The sequence below is a fragment of the Qaidamihabitans albus genome (assembly GCF_016464705.1).
Taxonomy (GTDB): Bacteria; Actinomycetota; Actinomycetes; order Mycobacteriales; family Pseudonocardiaceae; genus Qaidamihabitans; species Qaidamihabitans albus.
On the sequence record NZ_JAEHOB010000011.1, the window covers coordinates 108,279 to 126,418 of the forward strand.

Consider the following 18,140-nt stretch of genomic DNA (forward strand, 5'->3'; position numbering starts at 1 on the left):
TAGCCCCGTCGCCGGGTGGACGGTTTTCCCGGCCGTCCACCCGGCGACGGGCCTTCTCCCAGGACATTTCCCCCGGAGGGACGAGATGGCTGACACGCTCAACTACCGGATCGACGTTTCCGGGCGCACCGGTGAACGGTTCGACGAGATCCTCACCCCCGCGGCGCTCCACTTCGTCGCACGGCTGGACAACGCCTTCGCCGGCCGCAGGCGTGAGCTGCTGGACGCCCGCAGGCGCCGCCGCGAACGGCTGGCATCGGGCGAGGAGACGCTGGGCTTCCTGCCCGAGACGGCGTCGATCAGGCGCGACGAGTCCTGGAGCGTGGCACCCCCGGCCCCGGGGCTGGAGGACCGGCGGGTCGAGATCACCGGTCCGACCGACCGCAGGATGACGGTCAACGCGCTGAACTCCGGCGCCAGGGTGTGGCTCGCCGACTTCGAGGATGCCCTGTCGCCGACCTGGGACAACGTCGTGGGCGGTCAGCTCAACCTGTACGACGCGATCCGCCGGAACATCGACTTCACCACCGAGGGCGGCAAGCGTTACACGATCGGGGACGAGCCGGCCACGATCGTCGCCAGGCCGCGCGGCTGGCACCTCGTCGAGAAGCACATCCGCATCGACGGCCGCCCGGTTTCGGCCAGCCTCGTCGACTTCGGCCTGTACTTCTTCCACAACGCCCGCCAGCTCCTGGCCCGCGGCAGCGGCCCGTACTTCTACCTGCCCAAGCTGGAGAGCCACCACGAGGCGCGGCTGTGGAACGACGTGTTCCGTTTCGCGCAGCGCGAGCTTGGCATCCCGCAGGGCACCATCCGGGCGACCGTGCTGATCGAGACGATCACCGCCGCCTTCGAGATGGACGAGATCCTGTACGAGCTGCGCGAGCACGCCGCCGGGCTGAACGCGGGGCGGTGGGACTACATCTTCAGCGTCATCAAGAACTTCGGCGACGCTGGCGCCGACTTCGTGCTGCCCGACCGGGCGCAGGTGACGATGACGGTGCCGTTCATGCGCGCCTACACCGAGCTGCTGGTGCGGACCTGCCACCGGCGCGGCGCGCACGCGATCGGCGGGATGGCCGCGTTCATCCCGAGCAGGGACCCGGATGCCAACGCTGCCGCGCTGGAGAAGGTGCGGCAGGACAAGGAGCGTGAGGCCGGGGACGGCTTCGACGGGTCCTGGGTCGCGCACCCCGGGCTGGTTCCGGTCTGCCGCGAGGTCTTCGACGAGGTGCTCGGTGGCTGGCCCAACCAGCTCGGCAAGCTGCGCGAGGACGTGGTGGTCACCGCGGAGGACCTCCTCGACGTGGCGAGCGCGGGTGGCGAGGTCACCGAGAGCGGTGTGCGAGCCAACATCAACGTGGCGCTGCGCTACGTCGACGCGTGGCTGCGCGGGACCGGGGCCGCGGCGATCTCCGGGCTGATGGAGGACGCCGCCACGGCCGAGATCGCGCGTTGCCAGGTGTGGCAGTGGATCCGCAACGGCACGAAGCTCGACGACGGAACCGTGCTCACCCGTGAGCTGGCGTACGAGCTGCTCGACTCGGAGCTTGCCGAGGTCCGGGCGGATCTGGGCGCGGGCAACCGGCTGGACGACGCGCGGGAGCTGTTCGTGGAGACCGCGCTCGGCGAGAAGCTGCCGAACTTCTTCACCACGGCCGCCTACGCGCGCTACCTCACCCAGCCGCGCTGACCACGACTCGTGAGTGCTGACACGAGTTCTAACTCGTGTCAGCACTCACGAGCGGGTCGGGCGGCGGCGAGCAGGGTTGCGGCCGCGGAGCGTCCGGTGCGGGCTGCCGCCGGGTCGCCGGAGATCGCGGCCAGCACGGTCGCCCCTTCCAGCAGGGTGAACAGCTGCTCCGCGAGGGCGTACGGGTCCGCGACATCCAGCCTCTCGGTGAGTGAGCGCAGGTAGCCGCGGACGGCGTCCTTGTGCAGCCGGATCGCTGCGGCGATCCGGGGCGAGTCCGTGCCGAGCTCGCCGAAGGAGTTGACGAACGCGCAGCCCCGGAAATCCGGCTCGGCGAACCACTCCAGCAGCCAGTCGAACACGGCCGTCGGCGCGTCCGCGGGAGTGTGCGCGTAGGTGGCCACATAGTCGGCGAGGGAGCTCCGCCAGCGTTCGTCCCGGCGGAGCAGGTAGGCCTCGACCAGCTGCTCCTTCGCCGGAAAGCACTGGTAAAGCCGCTTGAGCGACACGCCGGAACGAGCCCGGATGGTGTCCATGCCGACCGCCCGGACGCCGTGCCCGTAGAACTCGGTCTCGGCGGCGTCCAGTAGCCGTGCCCTCGCCTCTTCGTGATCCATGGCTCTCATCCCTGGCGTGGAGAACGTTCGTTCTCTACTCTAACGGCCAGCCGGAGAACGATCGTTCTCCATCGATGCGAGGAGTGTTTCATGGCCGCCCGTCCACCGTTTCCCCCGTTCGACGAGGACACCGCGGCGCAGAAGGTGCAGGGCGCCGAGGACGCCTGGAACACCCGCGACCCGGAACGCGTCGCGCTCGCCTACACCGAGGACTCCGTGTGGCGTAACCGCGACCGGCACGTCGTCGGCCGGGACGGGATCATCGCGTTCCTGTGCGAGAAGTGGGAGCGGGAACTGGACTACGCGCTGCGCAAGGAGCTGTGGGCCTTTCGCGACAACCGGATCGCGGTGCGCTTCCAGTACGAGTGCCACGACGCGAGCGGGCAGTACTGGCGCAGCTACGGCAACGAGCTCTGGGAGTTCACCGAGGACGGCCTGATGCGCCGCCGTGAGGCCAGCATCAACGACGTCCCGATCACCGAGGCCGAGCGCCGCATCCGCGGCCCGCGCCCCGAACACGAGCGCGGGGTGCCGCTTCCGGTGTTCTGAGTACGCCGGACGCGCCCCGATGCGGCACCCGTTGCTTTCAACGCACCGAATGCCGCATTGGGGACATGCCCGCTAGGTGTGTCAGGCGCGGGGTCGGTTTGTGGTGTGGGAAGCGGTCACGCAGGCGGTGAGGTCCTCGCGTAGCCGGTGCTGCTGCTGGCGGGACAACGGTGAGAACAGCTCCTTCTCGACGGCGCGAACGGCGACGCTGGCCTTGTGTAGCACGGTGTGTCCGTCATGGGTGAGCTCTGTCGGCCGTGCCCGCCCGTGGGTTGCCTGATCAGGCCGGGTGAGCAGTCCGCGCTCTTGTAGTCGGTGGACGACGAGGTTCATCGATTGGCGGGTGACGAAGGCACGGCGGGCGAGTTCGGAGTTGGACAGTCCGGGGTGCTGGCCGAGCAGTTCGAGGCATGCGTATTGGGGCACGGTCAGATCCAGTGGCCGTAGGACCTCGTCCATCGCGGTGCGCAGTGAGGCGTGCACCTGCTTGAGGACGTAGCCCACGGATAGCGCCAGATCGCCGACCGTCTCTTGCTCCATGTCAGTAGTCTGACATAGCGTGGATGTCAGAACATTGACATGGGAAGGTACGGTTTATGAGTGGAAAAATCACGTACTTCGAGGTGCCGGGCAGCGACATCGCCGCCACCGAGCGGTTCTGGAGCTCGCTGTTCGGCTGGACGTTCTACGAGGGGAACTTTCCGGGCTACTCAATGATCCGGGGCCCCGAGCCGATGGGCGGTGCCCTGCACAAGGGCTCCTCGCGACACCCGCGGATCTTCTTCGCCGTGGACGACATCGAGGCTGCCGTCGCTCGGGTGCGCGAACTCGGCGGTACGGCAGAGGATCCGGTCACTATCCCGTCTGGCGCCTACGCCCACTGCACCGACGATCAGGGTGTGGAGTTCAGCCTGTCCCAAGAGGCCGGAGACCACGCTTGACCCGCACCGTCGATGTCGGCAAACCGTGGGCCTGTTCGGCCGGGCCGATGTCAATTCAACCTTGAGATGGGAGCAGAGATGTCGTCGACCATGACCGCGGATGAAAGGGAGGCCTTCCTCGCCGAGCCCCACGTCGGGGTGCTCGCGGTAGAACGATCGGGACGAGCGCCGCTGACGGTACCGGTCTGGTACGACTACGAACCTGGTGGCTCGGTGGCGGTGCTGACGTCGCCGGATTCGGTCAAGGCGAAGCTGATCCGTGGCGTCGGCCGCTTCACGCTCATCGCGCAGGTGGCGGAGCCACCGTATCGATATGCCGCCGCCGATGGTCCCGCGGCGTTCGACGACGCCACCTACGACGATGTGCTGGCCATGGCCGAGCGGTACCTGCCACGCGAACAGGCGGTCGGTTATGCCGAATCGATCCGGGACGAAACCAACGTGTTGATTCGCATGACCCCTCAACGCTGGCTCTCCAAAGGCCAAAGCAGGTTGGAGCTGGGTTAGAGACTGCAGGGGGTGGTGACCATCCCCGGATCGGTGGGTTGGCTCGGCTCTCCTACCTGACGTGGTGGACGCGATGTTCGCCGCGATCGAAACGTTGTTGCCCGTCCCGACCGATGGTCACCCGCTTCGCTGCCACAGCCCTCGCATCAGCGACCGAGTGTGTTTCGAAGGATCCCGACCCGGCTCGTAGTGGGTTGTTCGTGGGGAACCACGTGGTTCCGGACACGACACTGCGAACCCGACACAACCAGTGGATCAGCGCCGGCGTCCATGACCAGGTGGCGGCCGAAGCGGCCGCCGCGCATGACCGGATCCTCGGGCTTGACCTCACGGAGTGCTCGATCGGCGGTTCCCAGCACAAAACCCCATCGACGGCTTCTCCCGACCCTCCTGCACCGGGCCGCTCGCGGACGAGAAGGGAGCCACCGCGGATCAGAGGACCAAGCCGTACACGCTGCGCATCCTCGCCGACGAACTGCTCTACGCCGAGACTTCACCAGCGAGGACGCCCGCTCAGCAGCTATCGCGGTCTGGAACATCCACTACAACCACTGTGAGTCCACCGTCCCCACAGCGGGGCCGACGGACGGCCACCGGCCTCACGACTCCCGGTTGGCGTCACCAACGTCCAGCCCTCGTACAGCTAGGGCTCGAACGCGTTGCCGGTGGCGATCTTGGGACGGCCGAGATCCTCCGGCTCGCGGACGCGGGCGCGGCGGTAGACCTCGGCCGTGGCCGCGGCGATGCGCACCCAGTCGAAGTCGGCTGCCAGCCGGGACTGGGCGGCGCACGCCCGCCGCTCGGCGGCCTCCGCGTCGGCGAGCACCGTGTCCACCGCCGAGGTGATCGCCCCGACGTCACCGGGAGAGAAGGCCAGACCGGTCTCGCCGTCGACGACGAGCTCGCCGAGCCCGCCCGCCGTCGACGCCACGAGCGGGGCCTTCGCCGCGGCCGCCTCCAGTGCCACGATCCCGAACGGCTCGTACCGGCTCGGCAGCACCACCGCGTCGGCCGCCGCCAGCGCCGCACGCAGGTCACGGTCGGAGAGGTGCCCCGCGAAGTCGACCGCGCGCATCAGCCGCAGTCGCCGGGCCTGCTCGACCAGCTCCTCCAGGTGCCTGCCCTTGCCGGCGACCACGAGGCGGGTGCCCGGGTGCCGCTTGCGGATCGCAGGCAACGCGGCGAGCAGATCCTGCACGCCCTTCTCCCACTCCAGCCTGCCGAAGTAGAGCAGCAGCGGTGCGCCGCCCGGGCTGTGCGCCTCGCGGGCCTGCCGGATCTCGTCCTCGGGGACCTGCCAGCCGCGTTCCTCGATACCGTTGTGGATCACGGTGATGTCCTCGGCGGAGACCTCGAACAGATGCGCCACCTCGCGGCGCATCGCCTGCGAGCAGGTGATGAGCGCGTCCACCCGGTTCGCCAGCCACCATTCGACCGAGTGCACCTGCTGGTTGAGCGGGTGGGAGAGCCAGCCGGAGTGCCTGCCCGCCTCCGTCGCGTGAATCGTGCCGACCAGTGGCACCCGCGCGGACTCCGCGAGTGCGATCGCCGGATGGGTGACCAGCCAGTCGTGGGCGTGCACCACGTCCGGCTGCCAGCCGCGCAGCAGCTCGATCCCGGCCCGGATCATCGCGTGCCCCATCGCGAGCGTCCACGCCACGAGATCGCGCTCGAACGTCACGTGCATCGGGTCCTCGGCGACCCGGATGATCCGCACGCCCTCGACCACCCGGTCCGTCTTCGGATGCGTCTCCGCGTCGGTGCCCGCGACGTGCCGGCACAGGACGACCACCTCGTGGCCGTCGCGGACCAGGTGCCGGGCCAGCGCGTGGACGTGCCGGGCAAGCCCCCCGACCACGACGGGTGGGTACTCCCACGACAGCATCAGCACGCGCATGAGTGGAGGTTACTCATGAGTCTCTTTCGGTGGGGCGACGCGTCGGCCGATGTCTGCGAGCATCGATCACGATGACCACGAGACCTCCGCTGAGCACACCGTGGACCGAGCAGGTCGGGCCGGAGAACTGCCTTCCCGAGTATCCGCGGCCGCAGCTGGTCCGCGCGCGGTGGCGGAACCTCAACGGGCTGTGGGAGTACACCAGCCGCACCGGCGCCGGGCCGGTCCGCCGGGGCGAGCGGATCCTGGTGCCCTACCCGCCGGAGTCGGCGCTGTCCGGCATCGGCCGTCACGACGACGAGATGTGGTACCGGCGCACCTTCGAGGTCCCCGGCGACTGGTCGCACGAGCGCGTGCTGCTGCACTTCGGCGCCGTGGACCAGGCGGCCACGGTGTGGGTCAACAACCAGCGCGTCGCCGAGCACGAGGGCGGCTACACCGCCTTCAGCGTGGAGCTCACCGGGGTACTGCGCGCCGAAGGGGAGCAGGAGATCGTGGTGCGGGCCGTGGACACCGGCAACCGCGCGACCTTTCCCGTGGGCAAGCAGGCCGACCGGCCCGGCGGAATCCTCTACAGCGGCGCGTCCGGCATCTGGCAGACGGTCTGGCTCGAACCGGTGCCGTCGGTCCACGTCAGCGAGCTCGACATCACGTCCGACACGACCGGCTTCACCGTCACCCCGCGCGTCCCGGACGCGGCGGGCAAGCGGGTGGAGGTCGTCGTGACCGAGCCGGACGGCGGGGAGGCCGCCCGGGGGAGCGGCGCCTGCGGGCGGCCGCTGCGGCTGCCGGTGCCGCGGCCGCGGCTGTGGAGCCCGGACGACCCGTACCTCTACGACCTGACCGTCCGGGTGCTCGCCGAGGACGGTCGCGTGGTGGACGAGGTGGGCGGCTACGCCGGCCTGCGCACGATCGGGCTGGCCGACGACGAGCGGGGCAGGCCCCGGATCGCGCTCAACGGCCGCATCACGTTCCTGCACGGCCTGCTCGACCAGGGTTACTGGCCGGACGGGATCTACACGGCGCCCACCGACGAGGCGCTGCGGTCGGACCTGGAGCGGACGAAGGAGCTCGGCTTCAACTGCGTGCGCAAGCACGTCAAGGTCGAGCCGGCGCGGTGGTACCACTGGGCGGACCGGCTCGGTCTGCTGGTGTGGCAGGACGTCCCTTCACTGCCGGTGGTGCTCGAGAACCCGCCCGGACCGCAGGCGCCGCCGGTCGCGCGGGCGAGGGAGCGGTTCGAGGCCGGGCTGGCCGCGCTGCTGCACCAGCTCAGGGGCGTGACCGCGATCATCGGCTGGGTGCCGTTCAACGAGGGCTGGGGCGAGTACGACACCGCCCGGATCGCCGAGGAGGTCAAGGTGGCCGACCCCGGGCGACTCGTGATCGCCGGCAGTGGCGTCAACTGCTGCCACTCCCATCCCGACTCCGGGGCCGGGGACGTCTACGACGACCACACCTACGTCGGGCCCGGCCGCCCGCGGGTGCGGGACGGCCGGGCGGTACTCGACGGCGAGTACGGTGGGCTCGGGCTGGTCCTGGAGGGGCACGTGTGGCCGGGCCCACCGCAGGCGTACGAGATGACCGCCGACTCCGAGGAGCTCACCCGCCGCTATGCCGACCTCAGCCGCGAGCTGGAACGGCTCGCCGGGGAGTCCGGGCTGTCCGGCGCCGTCTACACGCAGACCACCGACGTGGAGAACGAGGTCAACGGCCTGCTGACCTACGACCGCCGGATCGTGAAGGCGTCGGTGCCGGTGGTGGCCGAGCGCAACCGCGCGGTGCTGGCCGCCGGAAGCGCTCACACCACGGCGAGCGTGAACACCTCGGAGTGAGCGGCGGCGTAGACCTGTGTCTCGGGGTGGTACACGCGCAGCGTGAGGTGGGCCGAGAGGTGGAAGCTCAGGCTCAGGTTGAACTTCCCGTTCGGCCGGCACGACGAGGTGGTCAGGTTCACCCAGGCGCCGGCCCGCAGCGACTGAACGATGATCGGCTCCAGGCCGCGCGCGCCGTCGCCGCGGGCGTCCGCGCGGACGTCCAGCCCGCCCTTGACCTTGACCTTCTCCTTGACCTTGACGACGTCCTTGTCGACCTTCGCGTGAACCTTCAGGTCCTTCTTCGGACCGGCGCCGGTATCCGCGCCCGCCGCGGCGGCCGGGCCGAGCACCAGTACGAGACAGGCGGCGAGCAGCGCCGCGAGGATCCGGAACCGGGGGTGTGCCGTCGATGCGTCCATCTGTGAAGTGGAACACAGCAACCGCCGCCCGATCCCGGTTGATCGCCCTAACGGGACTTCCACTCCACCTGCGTGGGTGAGCCCTACAGCGCCCGCGCGTCCACGTGCCCGAACGGACCGTCCTCAGCGCGCAACGCGGCCGCGCGGGCGCGCGCCGCCGGGCTGCCCGCGCGCAGCAGCGCCGCCACCTCGTCGAAGCGCTCGGTGTGCACCCTGGCCCTCCGGCACGCGTAGTCCGCGGCCGAGTCCTTGGTCACCATGAAGGCCCAGTCGCTCGACATGGCCAGCAGCGCCTCGGTGACCGCCTGGTCGGCGGCGGGGTCCCGGACCTGCCCTCCGGTCTCCAGGTCGAGCAGCCGCCGTTGCAGGTTCGCGTTCTCCTGGACCATGTCGGCGACCTGCTCGCCATCCCAGACCCGCCAGTCCTTGCCCGAGCCCCAGGACGACGCGGGCAGGTCGACCGGGCCGCCGAGGTGCCCGGCCTCCAGCGCGCCGCGCAGCGTCGTCACCCGCACCCCGGCCTCGGGCAGCGCCCGCAGCACGCCCTCCAGCCAGGCCGGTCCCTCGTGCCACCAGTGACCGAACAGCTCCGTGTCGTAGGCGGCCACGACCAGCGAGCGGCGGCCGTGCCGTTCGCGGAGCTCACGCAGCCTGCCGACCACGGTGTCCACGAAGTCCTTGACGTGCTGGTGGAGGGTGTCGGCCGCGAGCGCGGGATCGTACGGTGCCTTGTCGGCGGGCTCGATGTGCTTGCCGGTCACCCGCGACGGCTTGAGCCCGACGTCGTGCGCCCAGGTGTGGAAGTCGCGGTAGGCGCTGTGTCCCGGGTAGCCGGACTTCGGCGACCACACCCGGTAGGTCACCTCCAGGTCCCGGCCGAAGCAGACCACGTCGGATGAGCCGACCGTGCGCGCCGCGGACGTGTCGCCGCGCAGCGAGGGACCGTCCACGAGGAACCGGCGCACACCGGCGGCGGCGTAGCCGTCCTCCATGCCGGGGGCGTAGCCGCACTCCGGCGCCCAGATGCCTGCGGGCCGGTGCCCGAGCCGCAGTGCCGTGTCGGTGAGCCCGCCGCGCAGCGCGAACGACCGCACGCGCTCGTCCAGTAGTGGCTGGAACGGATGCGTCAGCGGCCCGCCGAGCAGCTCGGCCACCCCGGAGTCCACGAGGGACCGCAGCACCGGGGAGAAACCGTGCCGCCAGCGGCCCTCGAACTCCTCCAGCGCGCCCGTGGCGGCGCGGTACTCGTCCGCGGCCAGTGAGCTGAGCAGGTCGTCGCCGCGCCACAGCGACGCGGCGTGCTGCGTGCGCAGCTGCCAGTCGCCGAGCCAGGCGTGGAACGCGCGCAGGCAGTAGGGATCGTCGAGCTGCGCGGCGAGGACAGGTGTGACGCCCAGCGTGAGCACGTCCCGCTTGCCCTCGTCGGCGAACCGGCGCAGCAGGTCGGTCACCGGAAGGTAGGAGTGCGCCCACGCCTGGTACAGCCATTCCTCGCCGACCGGCCAGGAGCCGTGGTGCGCGAGCCAGGGCAGGTGGCTGTGCAGGACGAGGCAGAAGGTGCCCTCGGGCTCGGTCGCGGTCACGGCCGCACCGCCACGGCCAGCAGATCGAGGCTCGCGTCCAGGTCCGCGCCGTGCACGGCGAAATCGGAGGCCCGGATCGCGGCGACGTCGGCGAGCAGTCCGGCGGGCCAGCCTGCCTGCCCCGGCAGCTGCCCCAGCACCACGTCGAGCTGGGCCTCGATGATCGAGCCGCCGTAGCGCTCGTCGAGCGCGCGCACTCCCGGGCCGTGGTGCAGGCCGTGCAGCAACTCGACGTCGAAGCCCGCCTCGCGCAGCAGGCAGTCCAGTTCGGACGGTGCGAGTTCCCTGGTGTGATACGGATTCAGCGGTGTGTCGCTGCCGGGTGTGAAGGTGAGCCGGTTGGGTGTGGTGGCGAGCAGCCTGCCACCGGGACGCAGGACCCGGCGGCATTCGGCCAGGAAACCACCCTGGTCCCACAGGTGCTCGATGACCTGAAGGTTCGCCACGACGTCGACCGCGCCCGAGCGGACGGGCAGGAACGCCAGGTTCGCCCGGACGGCGTGCGTACCGGGATAGGTCCGCGCCACGTGCGCACTCGCCTGCTGGTCGTAGTCCAGCGCCAGCACCCGCGCGGCGTGCCGGGCGATCAGTCCGGCACCGTAGCCCTCACCGCACCCGGCCTCCAGCACGGTGGCATCCGCGCAGTAGGGCAGCAGCGCGACGTAGGCGGCCTCGTGCCGCCGGAACCAGTAGTTCTCCTCCGGCACGCCCGGCACGGTGCGCTCGCCGGTGAGGTGCAGCGTCTCGGCCCGGTCTGATGGCGTGGTCGTCACGGGCCGAGCGTAACGGCGCGGGGCTCAGCGACCGGCGGGCGGCGGGGTCCCTCCGCCCTTGCCCCTGCCACGGAAGCGCTCGACGAGGTCCTTGGCCTGCTGGCGCTTGCGGGGATCGTTGGCCATGCGTTTGGCCTGCTGGATCGCGCGACGGCCCTGCGGGCTGTTCGCGAACCGGGCGACCTTGCTGAACAGCGATGCCATGTTGTCCTCCGAGCGTGACGGGATGTCCTCCGGTCCGGCGAGTATCCAACGTCGCGGCGGCCTCGCGGATTCCGGCTCACGTCGCCGACGAGATCGTGATGCCGAGGGCTCCGGGGCCGACGTGCGCGGTGATCACCGTGCTGGCCTGCACGAGGATGATCTCGCGCAGGCCGGGCACCCGGCTGCGCAGCTGGCTCACCATCGACATCTCCCGGTCGGAGGGGATCGCGCAGGCGATGGCGACGTCGACCGGCTCCGTTCCGGCGCGGCGCACCGCCAGGTCGGCCAGCTTGGCGAGGGCGCGCTTCGTCCCGGCCGTTCTGGCCAGCGGCGCGACCTCGCCGTCGGCCACCGTCAGCAGGGGTTTGATCGACAGCGCCGTGCCGAGCATCGCGGAGGCGCCACCGATCCGGCCGCCCCGGCGGAGGTACTCGAGCGTGTCGACGTAGACGAACTCGTTGCCGCCGCGGAAGCGGCGCACGGCGGCGTCGATCACCCGCTGCGGCTGCCCGCCCGCCGCGGCTGCTCTGGCTGCGGAGAGCGCGGCGAAGCCGAGGCTCATTCCGGTGGTGCCGCTGTCGATGACGTAGACGGGCACTTTGATCTGCTGTGCGGCCTCGCGCGCGGCCTCGGCGGTGGCCGACATCTTGCCGGAGATGTGCAGGCTGACGATCGCGTCGGCGCCGGCGCTGACGGCGTCCTGGTAGGTCCAGAAGAAGGCGCCGGGGTCCGGAGGTCTCGTGGAGACGTGGCGGCCTGCGCGCAACATCTCGATCAACTCGTTCCGGTCGAACCGGGACTCGTCATCGATTCGGTCGTCCACGACCAGCTGGACCTGAACGACCGCGATGCCCCACTGAGCCGCCAGCTGTTCGGGTATGCAGGCGGTCGAATCGGTGATGACTGCTACGGGCACAGTCCCGGAGGCTACTTCCTAGCCACCCATTAGTAGTAGGCCGTTGGACCCTTCAGCCGTAGAACATATACCTGCAGTAGTCACGCCGCGTAGCAGATCTACTGGGACTATCGTACCGTTAACTCGCGATTCCAGGTGAATGCGGTCACCTCGCCGGGCCAAGCGCAGCGTTTCCCCTTAATCTACCGGCCAGTAACGCATTTGCGGTGCTCCCGCGGCACGGCCCGCCTCTCTCCCTGACAGATCCAGGAGGTCGAAGGAGACCCATGACCAACATCGTCGTACTGGTCAAGCAGGCGCCAGACACCTACTCGGAGCGAAAGCTCAACGAGTCCGACTACACGCTGGACCGCGAGTCCGCCGACGCCGTGCTCGACGAGATCAACGAGCGCGCCGTCGAGGAGGCGCTGAAGATCAAGGAGGCCGGCGAGGGCGAGGTGACCGTCCTGTGCGTCGGTCCCGACCGCGCCACCGACGCGATCCGCAAGGCGCTGTCGATGGGGGCGGACAAGGCCATCCACGTCTCCGACGAGTCGCTGCACGGTTCCGACCTGCTGGCCACGGCCAAGGTCATCGCCGCGGCCATCGGCCGGGTGGAGGGCTTCGACCTGGTCATCGCGGGTAACGAGGCCTCCGACGGCCGTGGTGGCGCCGTCCCGGCCGTGGTCGCCGAGCTACTCGGCCTGCCGCAGCTGACACACGTGCGCGAGGTCACCGTCGACGGCTCCGGGGTGAAGGTCGACCGGGAGACCGAGGAGGGCATCACGCACCTCGAGGCGAGCCTGCCCGCGCTGGTCAGCGTGACCGAGAAGATCAACGAGCCGCGGTACCCGTCGTTCAAGGGCATCATGGCCGCGAAGAAGAAGCCGGTGGAGACCCTCACCGTCGCCGACCTCGGCGTCGACGCGGGCGAGGTCGGGCTCGGCAACGCGTGGTCGACCGTGCTCGAGGCGGCTCCGAAGCCGCCGCGCACGGCCGGTCAGCGGGTCGAGGACGAAGGCGACGGCGGCACGAAGGTTGCCGAGTACCTGGTCGGCCAGAAACTCATCTGACAGAGCGGCTGAGGATCAACTCCGAGCCCCGGCGACGCGACATGTCGCGCGCCCGAGACAGGCTCAGAGACAAGGAGACGAAGAATGGCTGAAGTACTGGTTCTCGTCGACCACGTCGACGGTGAGGTCAAGAAGGTCACGCTCGAACTGCTGACCGCCGCCCGTGCGCTCGGCGAGCCGTCCGCCGTGGTCGTCGGCGCGCCCGGCACGGCAGGCAAGGTCAAGGAGTCGCTGGCGTCCTACGGCGCCGCGAAGGTCTACGTGGCCGAGTCCGAGGACGCCACCGGCTACCTGGTGACCCCGAAGGTCGACGCGCTCGCCACGGTCGCGGGCACGGCGTCCCCGGCGGCGGTGCTGGTCGCCGCCACGGCCGAGGGCAAGGAGGTGAGCGGTCGGCTCGCCGCCAGGCTCGGCTCCGGCCTGCTGGTCGACGCTGTTGGCGTCGGCTCGGACGGCACGGTCGACCAGTCGATCTTCGGTGGCGCCTTCTCGGTCAAGGCCAAGGCCGCCAAGGGTATTCCGGTGATCTCGCTGCGTCCCGGCAGCGTGGACGCCGAGCAGGCCGACGGCGCGGCCGCGGAGGAGTCCGTCGAGCTGCCCGCGATCGATCCTGCGAAGTCGGCCCGGATCACCGGCGTCGAGCCCGCGGTCGGTGGTGACCGGCCGGAGCTGACCGAGGCGACGATCGTCGTCTCCGGTGGCCGCGGCGTGGGTTCCGCGGAGAAGTTCGAGGTCGTGGAGAAGCTCGCCGACTCGCTCGGCGCGGCGGTCGGCGCCTCGCGGGCGGCGGTCGACTCCGGTTACTACCCGGCGCAGTTCCAGGTCGGGCAGACCGGTAAGACCGTGTCGCCGCAGCTCTACGTCGCGCTCGGCATCTCCGGTGCGATCCAGCACCGTGCCGGCATGCAGACGTCGAAGACGATCGTCGCGGTGAACAAGGACCCCGAGGCACCGATCTTCGAGATCGCCGACTTCGGCGTGGTGGGCGACCTGTTCAACGTCGCCCCGCAGCTCACCGAAGAGGTCGCCAAGCGCAAGGGCTGACCATCCGCGCAGGTCACCGCTCGTGAGTGCGCACACGAGTTCTAACTCGAATAGACACTCACGAGCGGTGACCAGGCACAACGCTGGACAACGAGCTGTTCACGCGGTGGGCACACGGCCGCCACGGGCGGTACCCCTGGCGGTTTCCTCCCGCGGCGACGATCGTCGGCATGACGCGGTCACAGCTACTCGTCAGCACTGATCGGGTGGGTGCCGAGCTACCTGCCGGGGCCGCCCGGTACTCGCTGCTCGTCGCCAACGACAACGATGAAGTCCTTGCCGCGCAACGACTTCGCCATGACATTTTCGCCGGGGAGATGGGTGCGGCACTCGACACGCCCGAGCCCGGCCTCGACATCGACGACTTCGACGCGTTCTGCGACCACCTCGTGGTCCGCGACGACAACACCGGTGAGATCGTCGGCACGTACCGGATGCTGCCGCCCGACCGGGCCCGCGAGGCGGGACGTCTCTACGCCGACACCGAGTTCGACCTCTCCGCCTTCGCCGGCCTGCGGGGCTCGCTGGTAGAGACCGGCCGCTCCTGCGTGCACGCCGGGCACCGCAGCGGCGCCGTGGTGAGCCTGGTCTGGGCCGGTATCGCGCGGTACATGCTGCTGTCCGGGCACCGCTACCTGACCGGGTGCGCCTCGGTGCCGCTCGCCGACGGCGGCCGGCACGCCGCCGGTGTGTGGGACGTCGTCCGTTCCCGGTACTACGCGCCCGAGCACCACCGGGTGACGCCGTGGAAGCCCTGGCACCACGACGATGTGGCCCCGCCCGCCCGGGCCGTCCTGCCGCCGTTGCTGCGGGGCTATGTGCGCCTCGGCGCGCAGGTGTGCGGCCCGCCCGCGCACGACGCGGACTTCGGTGTCGCCGATTTCCTCGTCCTGCTCGACCTGCAGCGGGTGGACGAGCGCTACCTCAAGTTCTTCCTCGGGGCCCGGCAGTGACCCACGCCTGGATGCCGGTCTCGCCGTGTGGTGCGGACTGTCTCGCGCCACACCCTCCGGTTGCCGGCCTCGGCCGCCGGATGCTCCGGGTCTGCGGGGCTGCCTGCGTGGTGCTGATCGCATCCCTGGTCGCTCCCGCGCTGTTCGCGCTGCCGCCCGGTGCGCGGGACCGCGTGCTGCGGGTGGTCTTCCGGGGCGTGCTGCGCGCGTTCGGGGTGCGGCTGGTGGTGCACGGCCGGCTCGATACGGCGGGCCGTGGCGCGCTCGTGGTGAACAACCACATCTCCTGGCTCGACATCGTCGGCATCAACGCGGTCCGGCCGATGCGTGCGCTCGCCAAGCGGGAGATCGCCTGCTGGCCGGTGCTCGGCGGCCTGGTGTCCCGTGCGGGCAGCGTCTATCTCGACCGGGAGCGGCTGTCCACGCTGCCCGCGACGGTGACGCAGCTGGCCGAGGTGCTGCGCGGCGGATCGCTGGTCAGCGTCACCCCGGAGGGCACGACCTGGTGCGGCGCGGCGTCCGGCCGGTTCCGGCCTGCCACGTTCCAGGCGGCCATCGACGGCGGGGTGCCGGTCCGGCCGGTGGCCCTGCGCTACCGGCTGGCCGACGGGCGGGAGACCACCCAGCCCGCGTTCATCGGTCCGGAGTCGCTGATCGAGTCGCTGCGACGGGTGGTGCGGCTGCGCGGCCTCGTCCTCGAAGTGTTCGTCTGCCCGGAGATCGCCCCGGGCCGGGCCGCCGACCGGCGAGAACTGGCGGCGCTGGCCGAGTCGGCGGTGCACGCCGCCCTCGGCGTGTCCGCGCTCCGTGCACGCGTGTCCGCGCCCCGGGTACGCGTGTCCGCGCCGCGGGTACGTGCGTCCGCGCCCCGGGACGCGGGCACACGGGCGGGAAGCGCGGACACGCGTGGCTAGCCGCGCAGGGCCCGGCGGTCGAGCTTGCCGTTGACCGTGCGCGGAAGCTCGTCGAGGAAGCGGATGTCGCGCGGGTACTTGTGCCCGGCGAGGCGCTCGCGCGCGTACTCGCGCAGGTCGTCGGCCCGCACCGCGGCACCCGCGCGCAGCACCACGAAGGCGCGTGGCCGGGTCAGGCCGTCCTCGGTGTAGCCGAGCACGGCGCAGTCGACCACGTCCGGGTGGCCGAGCAGGCAATCCTCGATCTCGCTCGGAGCCACGAAGATCCCGGCCACCTTCAGCAGGTCGTCGGCCCGTCCGTGGTGCCGGAAGAACCCGTCGGCGTCGCGGCTGAACAGGTCGCCGGTGTGCACGGCGCCACCGCGGAACGTCTCCGCCGACTTCTCCGGCGCCCGCCAGTACTCCCGCGCCATCGTGGGCCCGCCGACCTCCAGTACGCCGACCTCGCCGTCCGGCAGTTCTGCCCCCACCTCGTCGACCACGCGCGCCGTGTACCCCGGGACGGGGCGCCCGAGACTGCCGTGGCGCGCCTGGCCCGGCCGGTTCGAGAGGTAGATGTGGTAAAGCTCCGACGAGCCGATCCCGTCCACGACCGGGACGCCGAAAGCCTTGTCCCACTTGCGATGCAGCTCGGCGGGCAGCGCCTCGCCCGCCGAGGTGCACAGGCGCAGGCAGCTCAGGTCCTGTGCCGCCGCGGCCGGATGGGCGGCCATCGCGCTCATCATCGTCGGCACGTTGACCAGGATCGTGGGCCGGTGCCGCGCGATCAGCTCGAACAGTCGCTCCGGCGTGCTGCGCTCCCCGAACACGATCCCGGCGCCACCGACACCGAACGGAAACATCGCGACCAGGTCGCGCGCGTAGCCGAAGAAGAGCTTCGGCACGGCGAGCACGACGTCGTCGGCCGTCAGCCCCAGCACGTCGAGCGCGTAGCGGCGGAAGCTCTCGACCGGGCTCGTGGCCGTGTGCACGCACGCCTTCGGCGCTCCCGTGCTGCCAGTGGTGAACTTCCAGATCGCCATGTCGTCGGCATCCACCGGGGCGGCCGTCAGCTCCGCCGGTGCCCGCTCGACGAGTGTCCAGAAGGGACTCTCGTTCCCCCGTAGCTCCTCGCCCGGCACTCCGGTGACCAGTAACCGCACCGAGTCGCCCGCCGCCTCCCGCACGGCGTCGAGCGTGACCGCGTCGACCACCACCACGCTCGCCCCGGTGTAGTCGAGGAAGTAGGCGTAGTCCTTCGGCTGCAGGAACGTGTACACCTCGGCGGTCACCGCACCGATCTTCTGCGCACCGTACCAGCTCGCGACGAACTCGACGCCGTCACTCAGTGCCAGTAGCACGCGCTGTCCACTCAGGACACCCATTTCACGCAGCACGTGGCCGGTTCGGTTGGCCAGCCCGGCCAGCTCCGCGTAACTCCAGGCGGAGTCCCCGCACAGCAGCGCGGTGCGTCCGCCGCGGCCCTTGTCCAGGTTGCGGTCGAGGAAGTAGGAGGTGATGTTCATGCCAGTTCCCGGATCGCCTCGACGAGCATCGTGGTCAGCGTGTCGAAGGTGGCCGCCCCCTCGGCCGCGCTCGCCTCGGCGGGCGCACCGCAGTAGGCCTCTTCCATCCCCATCGCGAGGAAGTCGGCGTCGCCCCGCGCCAGCGCGGCCGGCATGTCCACCGGCACCCTTGGCAGCGCGCGCATCCGGTCCGTGTCAACCAGGTCCGGCCGCTGCGCCAGTACCAGCGAGGTCTCGTAACGGCCCGCGTGGCACTCGCCGGCACGGAACTCCTCGGTGAGCCGCTCGGCGTTGCGCCGCCGCACCAGGTCGAGGTGCCCGATCCGCTGGCCGCGCGAGGACTCCAGCGTCCGCACGGCCCGGCGCAGGGTGGCGACGTGCTCGGGCTCGAAGTGGTTGTTCACCAGCACGATGCGCGGCAGTCCCTGGTCGGCCAGCGCGGTGCAGACGTCGACGACGAGCGCGTGCAGCGTCTCGGGACCGATGTGCACGCCGCCGGCGAACGCCGCCGCGCACCGGGTGACGCCGTAGGCCAGCGGCGGCAGGATGAGCACCCGCACCAGTGGATCGTCGGCCAGCCGGGCCACGGCGCGCTCGCACATGCCCGCCGAGATCAGCGGATCGGTGCCAAGCGGCGCGTGCGGACCGTGCGGCTCCACCGCGCCGACCGGCAGCAACAGCACGGGCACCCGCGGGTCGTCCCGCAGCGCGGCCACCTGCGGCGAGGACAGCTCGGCGTAGTACACGCACCTAAGC

At 70.7% G+C, this 18,140-nt stretch carries 19 protein-coding genes and 1 pseudogene; 10 read left to right on the plus strand and 10 right to left on the minus strand.

Annotated features, from left to right (window positions below):
• Nucleotides 1-85: 85 nt before the first annotated feature.
• Nucleotides 86-1,693 carry a malate synthase A gene (gene aceB, locus JAP66_RS20995; RefSeq protein WP_199433517.1) on the plus strand — a complete coding sequence of 536 codons (1,608 nt, stop codon included), beginning with the start codon at nt 86-88 and terminating at the stop codon, nt 1,691-1,693.
• 38 nt (nt 1,694-1,731) lie between these two features.
• Here the strand turns inward: aceB and JAP66_RS21000 are convergent, their stop codons facing one another.
• Nucleotides 1,732-2,310, minus strand: a complete 579-nt coding sequence (locus JAP66_RS21000) for a TetR/AcrR family transcriptional regulator (RefSeq protein WP_199433518.1) — start codon at nt 2,308-2,310, stop codon at nt 1,732-1,734.
• Nucleotides 2,311-2,400: 90 nt separating this feature from the next.
• On the opposite strand from JAP66_RS21000, the gene JAP66_RS21005 reads away from it, so the two are divergent.
• The gene (locus JAP66_RS21005) at nt 2,401-2,859 is read left to right on the plus strand and encodes a nuclear transport factor 2 family protein (RefSeq protein ID WP_199433519.1); all 459 of its coding nucleotides are present in this window, start codon (nt 2,401-2,403) and stop codon (nt 2,857-2,859) included.
• Between the two features lie 81 nt (nt 2,860-2,940).
• Here the strand turns inward: JAP66_RS21005 and JAP66_RS21010 are convergent, their stop codons facing one another.
• On the minus strand, nt 2,941-3,399 hold the full coding sequence (locus tag JAP66_RS21010) for a MarR family winged helix-turn-helix transcriptional regulator (RefSeq protein WP_199433520.1): 459 nt from the start codon (nt 3,397-3,399) through the stop codon (nt 2,941-2,943).
• Nucleotides 3,400-3,455: 56 nt separating this feature from the next.
• Here JAP66_RS21010 and JAP66_RS21015 point away from each other — a divergent pair, with 56 nt between their 5' ends.
• The 3 genes and pseudogenes from JAP66_RS21015 to JAP66_RS32255 all read left to right on the plus strand — a co-directional run.
• Nucleotides 3,456-3,800, plus strand: coding sequence for a VOC family protein (locus JAP66_RS21015; RefSeq protein WP_199433521.1), 345 nt, complete (start codon nt 3,456-3,458; stop codon nt 3,798-3,800).
• 78 nt (nt 3,801-3,878) lie between these two features.
• Nucleotides 3,879-4,307 (plus strand): pyridoxamine 5'-phosphate oxidase family protein, encoded by a 429-nt coding sequence (locus JAP66_RS21020; protein ID WP_199433522.1) that lies wholly within the window; start codon nt 3,879-3,881, stop codon nt 4,305-4,307.
• Between the two features lie 433 nt (nt 4,308-4,740).
• A pseudogene (locus tag JAP66_RS32255) lies at nt 4,741-4,954 on the plus strand (integrase core domain-containing protein); the annotation flags it as partial.
• On the opposite strand, the gene JAP66_RS21025 reads toward JAP66_RS32255, so the two are convergent.
• The gene (locus tag JAP66_RS21025) at nt 4,951-6,204 is read right to left on the minus strand and encodes a glycosyltransferase family 4 protein (RefSeq protein WP_199433523.1); all 1,254 of its coding nucleotides are present in this window, start codon (nt 6,202-6,204) and stop codon (nt 4,951-4,953) included. The pseudogene JAP66_RS32255 and the gene JAP66_RS21025 sit on opposite strands and share 4 nt — an antisense overlap.
• Nucleotides 6,205-6,275: 71 nt before the next feature.
• Here JAP66_RS21025 and JAP66_RS21030 point away from each other — a divergent pair, with 71 nt between their 5' ends.
• A complete protein-coding gene (locus JAP66_RS21030) occupies nt 6,276-8,039 on the plus strand; it encodes a glycoside hydrolase family 2 protein (RefSeq protein ID WP_199433524.1) in 1,764 nt (587 codons plus the stop codon).
• Here JAP66_RS21030 and JAP66_RS21035 read toward each other — a convergent pair.
• From JAP66_RS21035 to JAP66_RS21055, 5 genes are all read right to left on the minus strand, one after another.
• A complete protein-coding gene (locus tag JAP66_RS21035; RefSeq protein WP_235999201.1) occupies nt 8,006-8,440 on the minus strand; it encodes a hypothetical protein in 435 nt (144 codons plus the stop codon). The two genes, JAP66_RS21030 and JAP66_RS21035, sit on opposite strands and share 34 nt — an antisense overlap.
• Before the next feature lie 83 nt (nt 8,441-8,523).
• The gene (locus tag JAP66_RS21040; RefSeq protein WP_199433525.1) at nt 8,524-10,023 is read right to left on the minus strand and encodes a 1,4-alpha-glucan branching protein domain-containing protein; all 1,500 of its coding nucleotides are present in this window, start codon (nt 10,021-10,023) and stop codon (nt 8,524-8,526) included.
• Nucleotides 10,020-10,796: a class I SAM-dependent methyltransferase gene (locus tag JAP66_RS21045; protein ID WP_199433526.1), complete on the minus strand. Its 777-nt coding sequence runs from the start codon at nt 10,794-10,796 to the stop codon at nt 10,020-10,022. Before JAP66_RS21045 ends, JAP66_RS21040 begins: the two co-directional genes overlap by 4 nt.
• A gap of 24 nt (nt 10,797-10,820) precedes the next feature.
• Nucleotides 10,821-11,000, minus strand: coding sequence for a hypothetical protein (locus tag JAP66_RS21050; protein WP_199433527.1), 180 nt, complete (start codon nt 10,998-11,000; stop codon nt 10,821-10,823).
• Nucleotides 11,001-11,076: 76 nt separating this feature from the next.
• Nucleotides 11,077-11,916 (minus strand): DegV family protein, encoded by an 840-nt coding sequence (locus tag JAP66_RS21055; RefSeq protein ID WP_199433528.1) that lies wholly within the window; start codon nt 11,914-11,916, stop codon nt 11,077-11,079.
• A 266-nt stretch (nt 11,917-12,182) separates the two neighbouring features.
• On the opposite strand from JAP66_RS21055, the gene JAP66_RS21060 reads away from it, so the two are divergent.
• From JAP66_RS21060 to JAP66_RS21075, 4 genes are all read left to right on the plus strand, one after another.
• Nucleotides 12,183-12,968, plus strand: a complete 786-nt coding sequence (locus JAP66_RS21060; protein WP_199433529.1) for an electron transfer flavoprotein subunit beta/FixA family protein — start codon at nt 12,183-12,185, stop codon at nt 12,966-12,968.
• Between the two features lie 84 nt (nt 12,969-13,052).
• On the plus strand, nt 13,053-14,012 hold the full coding sequence (locus tag JAP66_RS21065; protein ID WP_199433530.1) for an electron transfer flavoprotein subunit alpha/FixB family protein: 960 nt from the start codon (nt 13,053-13,055) through the stop codon (nt 14,010-14,012).
• Between the two features lie 170 nt (nt 14,013-14,182).
• Complete coding sequence (locus JAP66_RS21070) at nt 14,183-14,965, plus strand: GNAT family N-acetyltransferase (protein WP_199433531.1); 783 nt, start codon at nt 14,183-14,185, stop codon at nt 14,963-14,965.
• Nucleotides 14,962-15,879: a lysophospholipid acyltransferase family protein gene (locus JAP66_RS21075; RefSeq protein ID WP_199433532.1), complete on the plus strand. Its 918-nt coding sequence runs from the start codon at nt 14,962-14,964 to the stop codon at nt 15,877-15,879. The genes JAP66_RS21070 and JAP66_RS21075 overlap by 4 nt, the downstream gene beginning before the upstream one ends.
• On the opposite strand, the gene JAP66_RS21080 is transcribed toward JAP66_RS21075, so the two are convergent.
• Both JAP66_RS21080 and JAP66_RS21085 read right to left on the minus strand, forming a co-directional pair.
• Nucleotides 15,876-17,384 (minus strand): benzoate-CoA ligase family protein, encoded by a 1,509-nt coding sequence (locus tag JAP66_RS21080; protein WP_199433533.1) that lies wholly within the window; start codon nt 17,382-17,384, stop codon nt 15,876-15,878. The genes JAP66_RS21075 and JAP66_RS21080 overlap by 4 nt on opposite strands.
• Entirely contained in the window at nt 17,381-18,130 is a 750-nt protein-coding gene (locus tag JAP66_RS21085; RefSeq protein ID WP_199433534.1) for a creatininase family protein, read from the minus strand. Before JAP66_RS21085 ends, JAP66_RS21080 begins: the two co-directional genes overlap by 4 nt.
• Between the last annotated feature and the right edge of the window lie 10 nt (nt 18,131-18,140).

Coding starts and splice junctions, on each gene's coding strand:
- aceB (WP_199433517.1), top strand. CDS start 86: ATGGCTGACACGCTCAACTACCGGATCGACGTTTCCGGGCGCACCGGT.
- JAP66_RS21000 (WP_199433518.1), bottom strand. CDS start 2,310: ATGGATCACGAAGAGGCGAGGGCACGGCTACTGGACGCCGCCGAGACC.
- JAP66_RS21005 (WP_199433519.1), top strand. CDS start 2,401: ATGGCCGCCCGTCCACCGTTTCCCCCGTTCGACGAGGACACCGCGGCG.
- JAP66_RS21010 (WP_199433520.1), bottom strand. CDS start 3,399: ATGGAGCAAGAGACGGTCGGCGATCTGGCGCTATCCGTGGGCTACGTC.
- JAP66_RS21015 (WP_199433521.1), top strand. CDS start 3,456: ATGAGTGGAAAAATCACGTACTTCGAGGTGCCGGGCAGCGACATCGCC.
- JAP66_RS21020 (WP_199433522.1), top strand. CDS start 3,879: ATGTCGTCGACCATGACCGCGGATGAAAGGGAGGCCTTCCTCGCCGAG.
- JAP66_RS21025 (WP_199433523.1), bottom strand. CDS start 6,204: ATGCGCGTGCTGATGCTGTCGTGGGAGTACCCACCCGTCGTGGTCGGG.
- JAP66_RS21030 (WP_199433524.1), top strand. CDS start 6,276: ATGACCACGAGACCTCCGCTGAGCACACCGTGGACCGAGCAGGTCGGG.
- JAP66_RS21035 (WP_235999201.1), bottom strand. CDS start 8,440: ATGGACGCATCGACGGCACACCCCCGGTTCCGGATCCTCGCGGCGCTG.
- JAP66_RS21050 (WP_199433527.1), bottom strand. CDS start 11,000: ATGGCATCGCTGTTCAGCAAGGTCGCCCGGTTCGCGAACAGCCCGCAG.
- JAP66_RS21060 (WP_199433529.1), top strand. CDS start 12,183: ATGACCAACATCGTCGTACTGGTCAAGCAGGCGCCAGACACCTACTCG.
- JAP66_RS21065 (WP_199433530.1), top strand. CDS start 13,053: ATGGCTGAAGTACTGGTTCTCGTCGACCACGTCGACGGTGAGGTCAAG.
- JAP66_RS21070 (WP_199433531.1), top strand. CDS start 14,183: ATGACGCGGTCACAGCTACTCGTCAGCACTGATCGGGTGGGTGCCGAG.
- JAP66_RS21080 (WP_199433533.1), bottom strand. CDS start 17,384: ATGAACATCACCTCCTACTTCCTCGACCGCAACCTGGACAAGGGCCGC.